Source organism: Nostoc sp., from assembly GCF_036917555.1.
Taxonomy (GTDB): domain Bacteria; phylum Cyanobacteriota; class Cyanobacteriia; order Cyanobacteriales; family Nostocaceae; genus Nostoc.
The window spans coordinates 48,658-61,820 of record NZ_JBALDD010000044.1 but is presented as its reverse complement, the minus strand read 5'-3'; the positions used below and the strand labels follow the sequence as shown (position 1 = coordinate 61,820).

Below are 13,163 nucleotides of genomic sequence, written 5' to 3'. Positions count from 1 at the left end.
AAAACGTCCGGATATTCCTATGTTTATTGTCTAGTTGTTTGGCGCTTGGCACGGCTGCGCCGCGCCCTCGCTTGTGACAGTTGCGTAAGTCCTGACTTATTCTGAGCAGATGCTGTTGAATGTTGCATCTCGCTATGGCAAAAATAGTGATGAGTATGAGATGGCTGGTGGAACGCGCAGGTCAGACCGCAAAAAACCACGCCTAGTAGTAAACCAAGCAGTGATATCAGTGAAGTAATTGTTTGGACTCGCCGCTCCTTTAGATAAGGGTGCGTTGTCACAAAGGTCAACGCACCATTTACCTGCTATTCTGATTCCAAGCTATGCGGTTATGAGGTATACGAATCTTGCCAACTGCGGAACAAGGCATCAGGTGTGTCATACTATGTCAATCTTTGACCAATACATTCACTCCTATTTACATTGTCCGCCTCGATGAAGAAACAGGTAATGTGTTTATTTTGGCAGGAGATAACATAGAGGTAGAAATCTATCGCAATGGTCTTTGGAGGTTCTTGTGATTGAGCCAGACTTTAGCAGCATGAGCAAAACTGAGTTAAGAGCCTTCGTCATTGCTCACCCCGATAACAAAGCAGCGTTTCATGCTTTTGTTGACCGCTTTACATCTGAAGCGTCTCCAGAGACTTTTGACATCCCAAAATCGAATGCTGAGATTGAAGAAGTTGAAATTTTGATTAAACAAAAATTAGAACAATTAAAAATGAGCTAGATTTTAGAAGTTTCTTTTAAATGTCGCAAAATTAATTGAGTCGAACAACTGTTCGGTTTTGCAACCTACCAAGCTATCCGACTCGGTTTTATATTCGGAGGTTGTCGCCTTCCTCACTGGTTCAGGTCTGGACTCCCTGGTGTACGCTCGATAAATTCCCATTTATCAACTCTGACTTTGGGGAGTACTCACGCCACAGCCACCGCCACCACGCGAAAACCAACATTGTTGTTACGATTTGCGCGCGCGTTCCTATTGCGATTGGCAGAACGGCAATTCCTGGCATTGTTGATCCAACTACCGCCACGCAGCAGCTAAAATCGATCTGCCCCATGCTCAAATTCTCAAACTAAGTGAGAAATTTGATTAAATGTAGTGTATAATAGTTTTGATATCTATACACCACTTTTAGAAAAAAATTTTTTATCCGCCTGTGGCGGCGAGGCAAAAAGAAGGGAAAAGAAAAAGAAGTGCAGAGGGCAAAAGGGGAAGAGTGTAAAGAGCAAGGAATCCTCACCCCACAGCCACCGCCACCACGCGAAAACCAACATTGTAGTCACGATTCGCGCGCGCGACCCAATCGCGATTGGCAGAACGGCAACCCCTGGCACCGTCGATCCAACTGCCGCCACGCAGCAGCTTTTGGTCATTATTTTTACCAGTCAGCCACGCACTACCATCTTTTGGTGCGTCTATGTAATTATTATTATACACATCTTCACACCATTCCCATACATTACCATGCATATCGTATAAATCGAAAGAGTTAGGCGGAAATTTTCCTACATCTATTGTTTGTTTACGATATTCGCCCTTTGGTGCAGAGGCGTAAGGATAGTTACCGTTGTAGTTAACTAAATCTGTGGTTATCGTTTCACCAAAATAAAACGGTGTAGTTGTTCCTGCACGGCAAGCATATTCCCATTCAGCTTCACTGGGTAGCCTATAGGTTTTTCCTGTCTTCTGACTCAACTTTTTACAAAACTCTACCGCCTCATCCCAAGTAACTTGTTCTATAGGTCGTTTCTCACCTTTGAAGTTAGAAGGATTACTGCTCATAATTGCTTGATACTGTGCCTGGGTAACTGCATATTTCCCCATGAATAACCCAGGCACTTTTACCTGATGCTGTGGACTTTCATCTTTATCTCTCCCTGCTTCTCCTTCTGGCGAACCCATCATAAAGGTTCCCCCTCGTATCTGCACCATTTCCAGGGTGATACCATTTCCTAAGTTTTCAATGAAGTATTTCGCTTCACGATTGCTACGGTTGGTGATGTTTCCCTTTGCATCCACCGTGACAACTTCAAATTGAAAGCTTTTTAGGCTAATTGCTTCAGTCGTGTGGGAGGTGCTGCTTTCTCCTGAGTTAGGTGATATTAGGTTTGATGGCGAAGAAGGTGTTGAAGATGTTGGAGTTGTAAATGTTGAAAATTGTCCCGCACTAGAAGCCTGAGTATTATTAATCGGGGATGGCTTAGAAGATGGAATTTGAGGAGGTTTACTTATAGGTGTATTTGTGACTGACTTAGATGCTTGTGGAATTGTTTGCTGAGGTAAATCAGGATTTGCAGAATTATTTCGCAACCGGTCAATTCTTTGTAAACTTCTCACCGCCTCCATATCTTGCCCTGAAGGCGCAGCTAATACCCGAATCCATAATTGCTCTGCTAAATTTAAATCCCTATTTACTTCTGCTTGGTAAGCATGATTTTTTAAGGTGATGATATCCGGTAGAGTTGCATATCGTGGCATAAGTATTAGGTGAGATTTATTCACAGGTTCAGCAATCACGTAAGGCGTTTGCTTTGTATTCTTATACTGGCGAACCAGTTCAGGTACACGAAACTTAAGATATTGATCTAAGCGTTCAACGGTGGCGCATTTACCTTCAATTCCTAATCCTTCTAGTAGTGCAGTAGTAAAAGCACCTTTTTCTAAAGCATCAATTTCATAAGAATACTCCTGTGGGCTACAGGAAAATATGCTGATAACTCCTTGTTGACGTGCTTTTTCTGCGGTTTCTCGCCCAATTCCTTCACCTGTTTTTTCGCCTTCATTGCGACAAGCGTCCAGAATTAGGACAACATTATCAGCACCGCAGCGACGCAGGCGTTCAGCAACGAAGTTAATAGGAATTGCCGTTGCTTCAATGTCTCCTGGATTGCCATCACAGGGCATGAGATAATCACGGTCAGCGTGTCTTATCCCATGACCACTGAAGAAGAACCAGAAATTATCCCCTGCTCCCATAAAGGGATTTTCAAAGCGCTCACACAAGACTTTACGCAAATTTGTGTGAGTTGGGCGAGTCGATTTTCCAGCAACATCAGGGGAGTCATCAGAGAAGAAGAATATCCGCTTAAATCCTGCTTCATTGCCCAGAAACTCGTGCATTAATTGTGCATCCCGCTTGGCATAGTTTAGCGGTTGCAGATTCTCATACTGGTTAATTCCGATCGCGATCGCCCAATTTTTTGCCATCTCACTGTGATTCTTGACGCTTGAACTTCAGCTTAATCGCTCCTTTGCTCCCAGCTTTGACACCACTGCCAATTAATTTAACTTCTCCTTCGGCACTAATTTCCACCGACAGCTCAATTTCATCTAGCTGCATCCTGGAGTTGATTTTTGCTTGCTGTTCAGCTTGACTAAACAAACTTCCGACTACTTTGAGAAAGTGAGTCATATTTTGCTCTAATTTTTGAGGGCTAACTTGAACGGCATCTCCTACCCCTTTGCTACCAGTGCTTTCCCTGATAGCTTCGTCTCCCCAACCGCGTGTATTCGTACTGCCGCCTTTAGCACCATCAGGAATCGATATTTGCGGCGTTTCATCGGTAACAATCCAAATGCCGTCTGGAAATGTTTCTGACATATTACTTTAAATATTTAGATGAAATTTTCCCATAAATTATATATACAACGGTAGAGATAGCGATTCCGATTCCGATTACTGAGAAATCTCACTGAATATCTTAGATATTGTACCAAATACCATAGAGATGCCCAGAGCGATCGCACTATCCAAAATTATCTCAGATTGGGTGCGATGTCTACGACGGGCTTTGCCTACGCTTTCTCTAAATAGTCCAATCAAAAATCTGAATATCTGTAATCCAGTCTTAAGTACAATCATTTGATAACTTTCAGTGCGTTTACAACCCCATGATCAAACCCGCCGATGTCAGCACCAAACGCTTAATCAGCCTTGCACCTGATAACTGGGTAAAATGGGTAACACAAATTCCTGATATTGTTGCTGGCGAAATTCTCAACTCAGAATTTCAGTGGATAAGTCGAGAAAGTGATGTTTTAATCCGTGTCGAAAGTCCCCAGTATGGAAAATTTCTCGTTCTTAACGAATTACAACTCCGCTATAAATCAGAAATGCCGCGTAGGATGCGTGCTTATGCAGCACTTGCAGAAGAAAAATATAATTTGCCAACGTATCCAGTACTAATTAATATCCTCAAGGCAAGTGATGCTGAAATACCTACAAGTTATGCATTAAATATAGCTGGTTTACGTGCTATTTAAGATTACCGTGTCATTAATCTGTGGGAAGTTGATGTAAACATTGCCTTTGCACAACCATTACCATCACTACTTCCATTTGTACCTATCCTCAAAGGAGGTGATAACGAGTCTACAATTCGAGATGCATTGCGAATCTTACATGCAGATGAACAATTGAATCAACTAGAAACAGTATTAGGATTTTTTGCTACGTTTGTATTAGATAGTGCAATAGTTCAACAAATTTTGAGGTGGGATATGGCACTTTTAGAGCAGTCACCTTGGTATCAAGAAATTTTTAGCAAAGGGGAAGAACGAGGAAGAAAGGAAGAGTTATATTCAGGGATTGAATTGGCATTAGAAATTAAGTTTGGCAATCCAGGTTCAGAATTGATGCCGATAATCTCTCAAATTACGGATTTGCAGAAATTAAAAGCAATTCAACAGGCAATTAAAACTGTAAATACAGTCAATGAATTACAGCAAATTTTGTCAACTAATTTTATATGAAATACCAAAAATATAACCCCTCTCCGCCACCGGAAAGGGGTTAATCACTGCCGAAACTCAGCACTATATTGTACAGACGCGATTCATCGCATCTCTATTCAGCAATCTCTAATAAGCGTCCTGCAACTCGTAAAAATCAGGCGAGATATAATCCTTCCGCAAAGGCCAACCTACCCAATCTTCCGGCATCAAAAGCCGTTTGAGATTTGGGTGTCCTTCGTAGATAATGCCCAACATATCGTAAGACTCGCGCTCTTGCCAATCTGCGGTCTTCCAAATCCAGTATACAGAAGGCACTACGGGGTTTTCCCGTGGTAAGAACACCTTTACCCGTACTTCTTCGGGGCGATCGCTATTATCACCGACTTTATTCAAGTGATATACACTCACCAATTCCTGTCCTGGGCCAAGGTCAACACCACCTTGAAACTGGAGATAATTAAACCCATAAGCATAAAGGGCTGTAGCGGTAGGAAGCAAGAAATCTGCCGCCACCTTAATTATCTCTACACCATTCTTGTCTGGTGCTAAAAACTCATGTTCAAAGCCATTTTCCGTCAACCACTGGGAAACTTTACCCGCTTGTACCAATGACTCTTCTTTCGCTGCTGCTGCTGGTTTAGACTCTTCTTCGTCTGCTGCTACTGGTTTAGATTCTTCTTCAGCCACGAGTTTGTTCCTCCTTTTGTGCCTTTGCTGTCAGTAGTGCAGGTGGTATTGGCATACCGATCGCTTCCGCCAATTCCTTCGGTGGTGCAGAGCGAGTTGCAGACTGCAAATACTTACCAGTTAAGATTTCTTCTACTGGCTTCAAATTATGAGTCGTGCTGTAGTAGCGGTGAGTTTGCTTAATTTTACCCCGCTCTTGCATCGATTCATTGGCGATTTTCTTCCGCAGCTTAATGATTGCGTCAATAATTGCTTCTGGACGGGGAGGACAACCAGGTAAGTACACATCCACAGGAATCAGTTTATCAACTCCGCGCACTGCCGTGGGGGAATCAACGCTGAACATTCCGCCAGTAATTGTACAAGCTCCCATCGCAATTACATACTTCGGCTCTGGCATTTGTTCATAAAGACGCACCAGTTGCGGAGCCATCTTCATCGTAATAGTCCCTGCCGTAATAATTAAATCGGCTTGGCGGGGGCTAGAACGGGGAATTAGCCCAAAACGGTCAAAGTCAAATCGGGAACCAATTAAAGCTGCAAACTCAATAAAGCAGCAAGCAGTACCAAACAGCAACGGCCACAGACTAGAAAGCCGCGCCCAGTCATAGAGATCGTCAACCGTCGTCAGAATGACGTTTTCTGAAAGTTCTTGAGTGATTGTAGTCCGTTCAATGGGGTTGATGATTCGTTCTTTGCCCTGGGTTGTTAAGTTAGAATTCAAGACCATTCCAAAGCTCCTTTACGCCATGCGTAAACTAAAGCGACTACAAGAATTGCAATAAAGACTAGCGCTTCAATAAATGCCAATAGCCCCAAACGGTGGAAAGCTACCGCCCAAGGATACAAGAATACAGTCTCCACATCAAAGACGACGAAGACCAGAGCAAACATGTAGTAGCGGATATTGAACTGAATCCAGGCTCCCCCGATGGGTTCCATCCCAGATTCATAAGTGGTGCGACGTTCTGGGCTGTAACCACTGGGTCGTAGGAGCTTGGAAGCTGAGAGCGCTAAGGCAGGTACTAGGCTACAGATAATGAAGAAGCCTAGAAGGTACTCGTAACCGCTGAGGACAAACACAATGAGTATCTACCGCTTATGGAGTATTTTAAGTAGTGAGTGGAGATTGGGTACTGACGACTAGAGATTAGGGATTTAGGAGTGGGAGGACAAAGAAATTTTCTTTCCCATGACGCCAGTTGCTTCTCCGTAGGAGTACAAGTCGGGCATTGCCCGCCCAACGCACTGGCTCCCCAATGCCCCAATGCCCAATGCCCCATGCCCAATCCCTTAACTGCGTAACTTTCTTTTACATTATATCTGTTTGGTTTTTCTGAAATCTGGGAAACAGACGCACTTCAGGTATTTGATTCGCTTTTGCTAGTGATAGAAAAGTCTAACAATTATGTCATAATTTTTAACGTATATTTAAGATTTATTCTCTGCGAGGCCTTAGCCATGAGCGAACCAGCTGTTGAGACTACAGTGTTAGACCGCTACGAGTGTCGCGCCTGCGGTTATGTTTACGAACCCGAAAAGGGAGACGACAAGGATGATATTCCTTCAGGGACAACCTTTGCAGAACTGCCCATTAATTGGCGCTGTCCAGTTTGTAGTGCTAAGAAGACCGCTTTTGCCAACATCGGCCCTGCCGGTACTGCATCCGGCTTCAAAGAAAATCTTGGTTACGGTTTGGGTGTCAACAACCTAACGCCAACCCAAAAGAATATCCTAATTTTTGGTGCTTTGGCTCTTGGCTTCTTGTTTTTTATCAGTCTCTACGGCTTACAATGACAGCCCTTAAGCAATTCAAAATGACGCTCGCGGACTCGCTAACGCTGCGCTAACAAAATTCAAAATTCAAAATGAGAAACCCAGGACTGTACAACATCCTGACTGCCAACTCCTACAGAAATTTAGAAATAACTAAGAAATACTGATGCATTCAATTGTGAAAAGTTGGCAACGAATATTTGCCTTGTTAATAGTAGTCCTGATATGTATAGGTTGTGGCCAAGTCCCCTCTGTTAGCTACAACCCTTGGAAAGTCATTTCTGTGCCAACAGACTCGAATTTATTGGATATTGCTTTTACTAATAACCTTGAGCATGGCTACTTAGTAGGTAGCAATGCCACCCTATTGGAAACCAATGACGGTGGTAATACCTGGAAACCAATAATACTGCAACTGGATGAGCAAAAGTATCGCTTTGACTCAGTAAGTTTTGCAGGTAAAGAAGGCTGGATTGCCGGAGAGCCTGGACTTTTACTACACACTACCGATGAAGGTGCTTCTTGGTCGCGTATTCCCCTGAGCGAAAAGCTACCAGGTAGCCCGATCGCAGTTAAGGCGCTAGCAGACAATACAGCTGAAATGGCTACTGATGTGGGAGCCATATATAAGACCACAGACGGCGGCAAAAACTGGAAAGCCCAAGTGGAATCAGCAGTGGGTGTGGTGCGTAACCTAGAGCGTTCTGCTGATGGTAAATATGTTGCAGTTTCGGCCAAGGGTAGTTTCTACTCGACTTGGGAACCAGGGCAAGATGCTTGGGTACCCCATAACCGCAATAGTTCTCGGCGGGTAGAAAACATGGGCTTTGGTGAAAATGGGCAATTGTGGTTGCTAGCTAGAGGAGGTCAAGTTCAGTTTAGTGACCCAACTAAACCTGAAGAATGGCAAAAGGCAAAATATCCAGAGTTATCTACCAGCTGGGGTTTGCTGGATTTGGCATATCGCACACCCGATGAAATTTGGGTAGGTGGCGGTAGCGGTAATTTGCTACGCAGTGGCGACGGTGGCAAAACCTGGGAAAAAGACCGTGACATAGAAGAAGTTGCGGCTAATTTGTACAAGATTGTTTTCTTAGAGCCAGAGCGGGGATTTATAATTGGCGATCGCGGCGTTTTGCTCAAATATCTACCAAATCCTGAAACAACTTCCCCAGAAGCAGCTTAATGGGGACTGGGTACTAGGGACTAAGGACTAGGTAAGAGTTTTCCTAATCCCCAATCCCCAATTCCCAATCCCCAGTCCCCACTACCTAATTTCTGAGAAGAACGTTGCAACTTGTAACTCTTTCTTAACTTTGTAGGATAATAAACTCAATAACACTCTATGTATAAGGTAGGGATCTAAATGTCAGGTACCACTGGAGAACGTCCGTTTTCGGACATCATTACCAGCGTTCGTTACTGGGTAATCCACAGCATCACCATCCCAGCATTATTTATTGCTGGTTGGCTATTTGTCAGCACCGGACTGGCTTATGATGCTTTTGGTACACCCCGTCCCAACGAGTATTTCACACCAGCGCGGCAAGAAGTGCCCATTGTGAAGAATCGTTTTGAAGCTAAAAAACAAGTTGAAGAATTTATTGGAAAGTAGTTTGAAATCATGACTAGCGGCAACAACATCAATCAACCAGTTACCTATCCAATTTTTACTGTTAGATGGCTGGCGGTTCACACTTTAGGTGTACCAACTGTATTCTTTTTGGGCGCGATCGCCGCAATGCAATTTATTCATCGTTAGGAGCAATTATGGCAGAAAGATCGCCCAATCCCAATAATCAGCCGGTTGAACTAAACCGGACTTCGCTATACCTAGGATTACTAATGATTTTCGTTCTGGGTATTCTGTTTTCTAGTTACTTCTTTAACTAATTAGAAGTACTGTTGTTAATCTTTGTTTATTGAACGTGTGTTAATTTGTTGTTAAGGGAGGAGAGAAGCTGTGTCTGGAAGTGGGAGAATTCCCCTGTGGGTCGTCGCTACGATCGCAGGTTTAGGTATAATTACAGTCTTGGGCATTTTCTTTTATGGTGCCTACGCCGGACTCGGTTCTTCGATTTAACATGAGTTAGTTTGAACCGAACACTATAAGTTAGAATTTTCTAGCATTTGTTGAGAAATCAACGTTAAAAAAACCGCCTGTCTCTATGAGATGGGCGGTATTAATTTTGGTCATTAGTCATTTGTCTTACCCTGCGGGTACTCCGTTGGAGAACTCGAAGAGTAGCCCTTGGCGCATCTATATCATTTGTTTTTTGCAAATGACTAATGACTAATCACTAATGACTACATCAGTATCAGTTGATATCACTGATATCGTCACTTTCAGTGTATAAAAACAGAGATGCAAAGACCACACCTGGCAAAACCCAACCAATTATGGGAATGAAGATAGCAGACAAGTACGAAGTACTAGCCAAGACAGTAGGCAAAAAAGAAGCTGCCATAGTAAAGGTTCCTATTAAATCACACTACGATTCAAAATGAGCTTACTGCAAATTCTGCCAAATTTTTGAAATTCTTTCATATTTTTAACACAGGGGAGATGGGGACAAGGGGACAAGGGGGAATTATTGAACAAGTCTCTTCCTTGTCTACCTTGTCTCTTCTCCATGCCCAATGCCCACTTGCCCTGAGCGTTCGCGTAGCGTCTCGTAGAGAAGCCGTACCCCTCCGGGGAAGCAAGCTAGCTACGCGTAGCGTCCCGCAGGGAAGGGATGCCCAATGCTTAATGCCCCTCATACCTGAGTTACATACCCAGGAGTTCATCTAGCTGCAAGTCTGGCAAGTCTGGAGGAATAACGGTTCGTACTATTGTGACTTTGTGACTCTCCTGTTGGGTTGTAAGATCGAGTGCGATCGCTTCTAAGCGAATTTCCAAACAGCCAAAGGGAATGTTTAATTGTGTCATCACTTCCAACCCTCCCGATGCATTAGGAAGTAAATTTGTCAATAAATGGGGACCATCTAGTAAGTAGCGAGTTTGATAATCTTCAAGCCATAACTTGACAACAACTTGCAGAGGTACTTCTGGTAGTACTACGCGCACTATGAGAGACTTGCCAGCAATTAATTCGCCTTCTGGTACATACAAATGTGGAGTTGGCAAAGGCTCAGTGGCTGCTGCAATTATAGGTAAGGAAGAAGATGAATATAACAGTGGATGCTCCTTTTCTTCAAAGGTGTAACTCCCAGTTGTATCGGCTTCTAGTTCGGTATCTGTATCATCTACAACGATTTCTTGCGCCAACCAAGCTGACGCTATATTTATTTTTATCGGAGGAGGAGGGGGCGGTACTTGTGTTAACAGAGCCGATGAAATTGTTGGTTCTTCTAGGACTTTTTCTATTTCCGTATTTTCTCCAATCCCTAGTTCCACTTCCTGCGCTGTGTCTATATCTTCCCCAAAGTTCTCTAGTTCAAGAGCCAATCCTTCAACTTCTTCCCATGTCTCTTGTCCCTTGGGCGTTTCAGTTAGGAGAAGTTGTGAACTGCTCCAACCTTCGCTCAGATTATTCTCCGTGTTGGCATCTAGGTCTAACGGCAAGTTAATATCAATATTCGCATTTTCTGCACTAGGAGAAAGGGGTATCTGCTGTGCTGGAACATAGTTATTGTAATCTTGAGGTTGCAGATCGTTGATAGATTCAGGCAAGGAGTATCCTTGGCTCTGCATCCACTTCCTCAGCAGGGGAGATGAATAAAGGTTTCCTGTTGTAATTAACTGTGCATTTTGCGGGGCTTCAACTTCCGAAACAGATTCTTCCTGGAATTGTGCGTTTTGTAGGGCTTCGACTTCCGCAACAGATTCTTCGTGGAATTGTTCATTTTGCGGGGCTACTACTTCAACAACAGATTCTTCCTGGAATTGTGCATCACCTACTACTAATTCAGGTATATTTTCATCTTCAGCCACAGTTGCATCCAACTTTGGAAAATCTTCAGCCGCTTTAACTTCCAACGCATCTGGAGAAACATTATTTTCTACTTTTTCTTCTGCATCACCTGGCAAAGCTTGTAGCCGTTTCAAGTATGGCAAAGTAGTCTCGATTATTGGCGTTCGACGTTGCTTGATGACCAACTGCTCCAAGTTGATGGTGGCTATAGTAGCATCCTTTTCTACAAGCTCCTCGGGTGTCTGTAGTTCTGCAACAATATCTGTGGGAATGTTGGCATCACTTTGAATAGGGGGCAGTTTCGGTAATTGAGGCAACAAAATGCTTGAATTCTTGAGCTTAGATGTTCGCAGGTTAGCTTCTCGCAAAACTTGCAGGTTAATTTGTGGTGGTAGAGGTGTGTTTGGGGATGGATTAACTATCTGAAACTGGTCTGTTTTTGGAGTCTTGACCAGATTTAATAGTTTCAAATCGAGCCTAACAGGTGTCTCTCGTTCTGTGAGAGCAGTAGATGAGTCCGATAGTACTATGTTGTCATTTAAAGATGTACTGGGTTTTGCTGCGGCTGTGATTGCCAGTAATTCTGTTACATCTGCTGTAATGGTGAAGGACTGGCTGGCTAACCGCATGACTTCACCAGCATCGGCAAATTTACCATACAAACTGATATCTGCCAAAATTAACTTGGATTCACAATCAGCAGGAATATCAATTGAGGTATTGATGTTGAAAGGCAATTCCTGATCTGATAAGGGTTTCCGTACTTTGGTCAAGATTTTCGAGTTCTTGGGCGATCGCAGTTCAATTTCTACTTCAAGCGCCCGCAAGCTTTTTGAAGATAATGTTTTACCCCAATCTAGATTTGTCTTTTCTTGGAATTCTATGTACCCGTTGATTATAAGAGCTTGTCCCCAACGAGCAATGTAATTATCCTGACTTAAAGTTAGCAGTAATGGTGGCGGTAGTTGTGTTGCCGAAGAATCTGTAATCTTTTCATCTTTGAGCAGCAGTTCAGAGGTGGGTAAAGCTAAATCTATTAAATTTTGTAAAATCTGCTCTGCCGTCTCTCCTTTTAGCCACACAGGACTCACAGGCTGATCGATAACTATATCTTCATCTTCTTCCATTTTCTCTGATACAACAGTGATATCAAGGTTTCTGTCTGTAGTTGCCAGTTCTTCGGAAACAGCGATCGCTTTCTCTAGCTCAATTACAGTTTCTGCTGGGGCATTAGATTCCAAGTTCCCTTCATCTAGCACAACAGTGGTAGCAAGGTTGCTATCTGTAGCAATTGCCAGTTCTTCGGAAACAGCGATCGCATGATCTAGCTCAATTACTGTTTCTGGTGGGGCATTAGATTCCAAGTTCCCTTCATCTAGCACAACAGTGGTAACAAGGTTGCTATCTGTAGTAATTGCCAGTTCTTCAGAAACTGCGATCGCATGATCTAGCTCAATTACTGTTTCTGGTGGGGCATTAGATTCCAAGTTCTCTTCATCTGAGGCAACAGTGGTAGTAAGGTTGCTGTTTGTAGTGATTGCCAGTTCTTCAGAAACTGCGATCGCTTTCTCAAACGTAAATAACGTAATTGCAGTTTCTTCTGGGGCATTACATTCCAAGTTGTCAGAAACATTATCTGGGCGCTCGCCGGGTGAACTTGATTCTAAATTTTTCCTCGGCTCTCTCTCTGCTAACAGCGAGAAGACTTGCACTTGCACGCTGTATTGCCAAGATTTACCGAGCAGATCCGACATCAAATCGCCAGAACACCGCAACTCCCAAACTCCTGGTTGGAAGTAGGTAAAAGGAATTATCGGCATTAAGCCTTCTGAATTAGTGCGACGCGATCGCTTGAAAATTCGCCGCGTTGGTTGAACTTCCTCGGTTGAAGAGTGAGTTACCCGCACTTCCACGTCTGTATTCAGAAGGTTAGAACGAGCCAAAACTCTATACTGTCCTTCCAAAATTTCCAAATTTGGCGATTCTAGGATATGCCACGAGCGAGCGCCTTGTTTCTGTATCAGAAATTGCCAGTGTTCCAT

General features: G+C 43.4%; 18 protein-coding genes and 1 pseudogene. 10 read left to right on the top strand and 9 right to left on the bottom strand.

The genetic code is table 11. The features are described 5' to 3' along the window. The first annotated feature begins 109 nt into the window (after positions 1–109). The 3 genes from V7K60_RS18020 (at position 110) to V7K60_RS18010 (ending at position 730) form a co-directional block, all read left to right on the top strand. Positions 110–238 carry a hypothetical protein gene (locus V7K60_RS18020; protein ID WP_334927190.1) on the top strand — a complete coding sequence of 43 codons (129 nt, stop codon included), beginning with the start codon at positions 110–112 and terminating at the stop codon, positions 236–238. Positions 239–347: 109 nt separating this feature from the next. After that, positions 348–521 carry a DUF6888 family protein gene (locus tag V7K60_RS18015; protein ID WP_334927189.1) on the top strand — a complete coding sequence of 58 codons (174 nt, stop codon included), beginning with the start codon at positions 348–350 and terminating at the stop codon, positions 519–521. Beyond that, the gene (locus tag V7K60_RS18010; RefSeq protein WP_334927188.1) at positions 518–730 is read left to right on the top strand and encodes a DUF6887 family protein; all 213 of its coding nucleotides are present in this window, start codon (positions 518–520) and stop codon (positions 728–730) included. The genes V7K60_RS18015 and V7K60_RS18010 overlap by 4 nt, the downstream gene beginning before the upstream one ends. Positions 731–918: 188 nt before the next feature. Here the strand turns inward: V7K60_RS18010 and V7K60_RS18005 are convergent, their stop codons facing one another. The 4 genes from V7K60_RS18005 to V7K60_RS17990 all read right to left on the bottom strand — a co-directional run bounded on the left by V7K60_RS18005 (position 919) and on the right by V7K60_RS17990 (position 3,869). Then, positions 919–1,041, bottom strand: coding sequence for an SUMF1/EgtB/PvdO family nonheme iron enzyme (locus tag V7K60_RS18005; protein WP_269454149.1), 123 nt, complete (start codon positions 1,039–1,041; stop codon positions 919–921). A 202-nt stretch (positions 1,042–1,243) separates the two neighbouring features. After that, positions 1,244–3,214 (bottom strand): SUMF1/EgtB/PvdO family nonheme iron enzyme, encoded by a 1,971-nt coding sequence (locus V7K60_RS18000; protein ID WP_334927187.1) that lies wholly within the window; start codon positions 3,212–3,214, stop codon positions 1,244–1,246. 1 nt (position 3,215) lies between these two features. Further along, positions 3,216–3,608: a Pepco domain-containing protein gene (locus tag V7K60_RS17995; RefSeq protein WP_334927186.1), complete on the bottom strand. Its 393-nt coding sequence runs from the start codon at positions 3,606–3,608 to the stop codon at positions 3,216–3,218. 75 nt (positions 3,609–3,683) lie between these two features. Further along, positions 3,684–3,869, bottom strand: a complete 186-nt coding sequence (locus V7K60_RS17990) for a hypothetical protein (protein WP_334927185.1) — start codon at positions 3,867–3,869, stop codon at positions 3,684–3,686. Between the two features lie 29 nt (positions 3,870–3,898). Here V7K60_RS17990 and V7K60_RS17985 point away from each other — a divergent pair. Continuing rightward, a pseudogene (locus tag V7K60_RS17985) lies at positions 3,899–4,759 on the top strand (Rpn family recombination-promoting nuclease/putative transposase). 108 nt (positions 4,760–4,867) lie between these two features. Here V7K60_RS17985 and V7K60_RS17980 read toward each other — a convergent pair. From V7K60_RS17980 to ndhC, 3 genes are read right to left on the bottom strand one after another with little or no spacing between them, the layout of a single operon-like run. Further along, positions 4,868–5,428, bottom strand: coding sequence for an NAD(P)H-quinone oxidoreductase subunit J (locus V7K60_RS17980; protein ID WP_334927184.1), 561 nt, complete (start codon positions 5,426–5,428; stop codon positions 4,868–4,870). Next, a complete protein-coding gene (gene ndhK, locus V7K60_RS17975) occupies positions 5,421–6,158 on the bottom strand; it encodes a photosynthetic/respiratory NAD(P)H-quinone oxidoreductase subunit K (RefSeq protein ID WP_334927183.1) in 738 nt (245 codons plus the stop codon). Before ndhK ends, V7K60_RS17980 begins: the two co-directional genes overlap by 8 nt. Then, on the bottom strand, positions 6,149–6,511 hold the full coding sequence (gene ndhC, locus V7K60_RS17970) for a photosynthetic/respiratory NAD(P)H-quinone oxidoreductase subunit C (RefSeq protein ID WP_094333328.1): 363 nt from the start codon (positions 6,509–6,511) through the stop codon (positions 6,149–6,151). The genes ndhK and ndhC overlap by 10 nt, the downstream gene beginning before the upstream one ends. Before the next feature lie 378 nt (positions 6,512–6,889). Between ndhC and V7K60_RS17965 the strand changes: the two genes are divergently transcribed. From V7K60_RS17965 to V7K60_RS17940, 6 genes are all read left to right on the top strand, one after another. Beyond that, positions 6,890–7,225, top strand: coding sequence for a rubredoxin (locus tag V7K60_RS17965; RefSeq protein WP_104908258.1), 336 nt, complete (start codon positions 6,890–6,892; stop codon positions 7,223–7,225). Between the two features lie 145 nt (positions 7,226–7,370). Continuing rightward, positions 7,371–8,390, top strand: a complete 1,020-nt coding sequence (locus V7K60_RS17960) for a photosynthesis system II assembly factor Ycf48 (protein WP_334927182.1) — start codon at positions 7,371–7,373, stop codon at positions 8,388–8,390. Positions 8,391–8,570: 180 nt separating this feature from the next. Next, the gene (gene psbE / locus V7K60_RS17955) at positions 8,571–8,819 is read left to right on the top strand and encodes a cytochrome b559 subunit alpha (RefSeq protein WP_094348030.1); all 249 of its coding nucleotides are present in this window, start codon (positions 8,571–8,573) and stop codon (positions 8,817–8,819) included. Positions 8,820–8,828: 9 nt separating this feature from the next. Further along, the gene (psbF, locus tag V7K60_RS17950; RefSeq protein ID WP_012411801.1) at positions 8,829–8,966 is read left to right on the top strand and encodes a cytochrome b559 subunit beta; all 138 of its coding nucleotides are present in this window, start codon (positions 8,829–8,831) and stop codon (positions 8,964–8,966) included. An 8-nt stretch (positions 8,967–8,974) separates the two neighbouring features. Continuing rightward, positions 8,975–9,097 (top strand): photosystem II reaction center protein L, encoded by a 123-nt coding sequence (locus V7K60_RS17945; protein ID WP_104908255.1) that lies wholly within the window; start codon positions 8,975–8,977, stop codon positions 9,095–9,097. A gap of 70 nt (positions 9,098–9,167) precedes the next feature. Beyond that, the gene (locus V7K60_RS17940) at positions 9,168–9,287 is read left to right on the top strand and encodes a photosystem II reaction center protein J (protein ID WP_012411803.1); all 120 of its coding nucleotides are present in this window, start codon (positions 9,168–9,170) and stop codon (positions 9,285–9,287) included. Positions 9,288–9,522: 235 nt separating this feature from the next. On the opposite strand, the gene psaI is transcribed toward V7K60_RS17940, so the two are convergent. Next, positions 9,523–9,672 carry a photosystem I reaction center subunit VIII gene (gene psaI, locus V7K60_RS17935; RefSeq protein WP_334927181.1) on the bottom strand — a complete coding sequence of 50 codons (150 nt, stop codon included), beginning with the start codon at positions 9,670–9,672 and terminating at the stop codon, positions 9,523–9,525. A gap of 302 nt (positions 9,673–9,974) precedes the next feature. Beyond that, complete coding sequence (locus V7K60_RS17930; RefSeq protein WP_442944420.1) at positions 9,975–13,163, bottom strand: hypothetical protein; 3,189 nt, start codon at positions 13,161–13,163, stop codon at positions 9,975–9,977.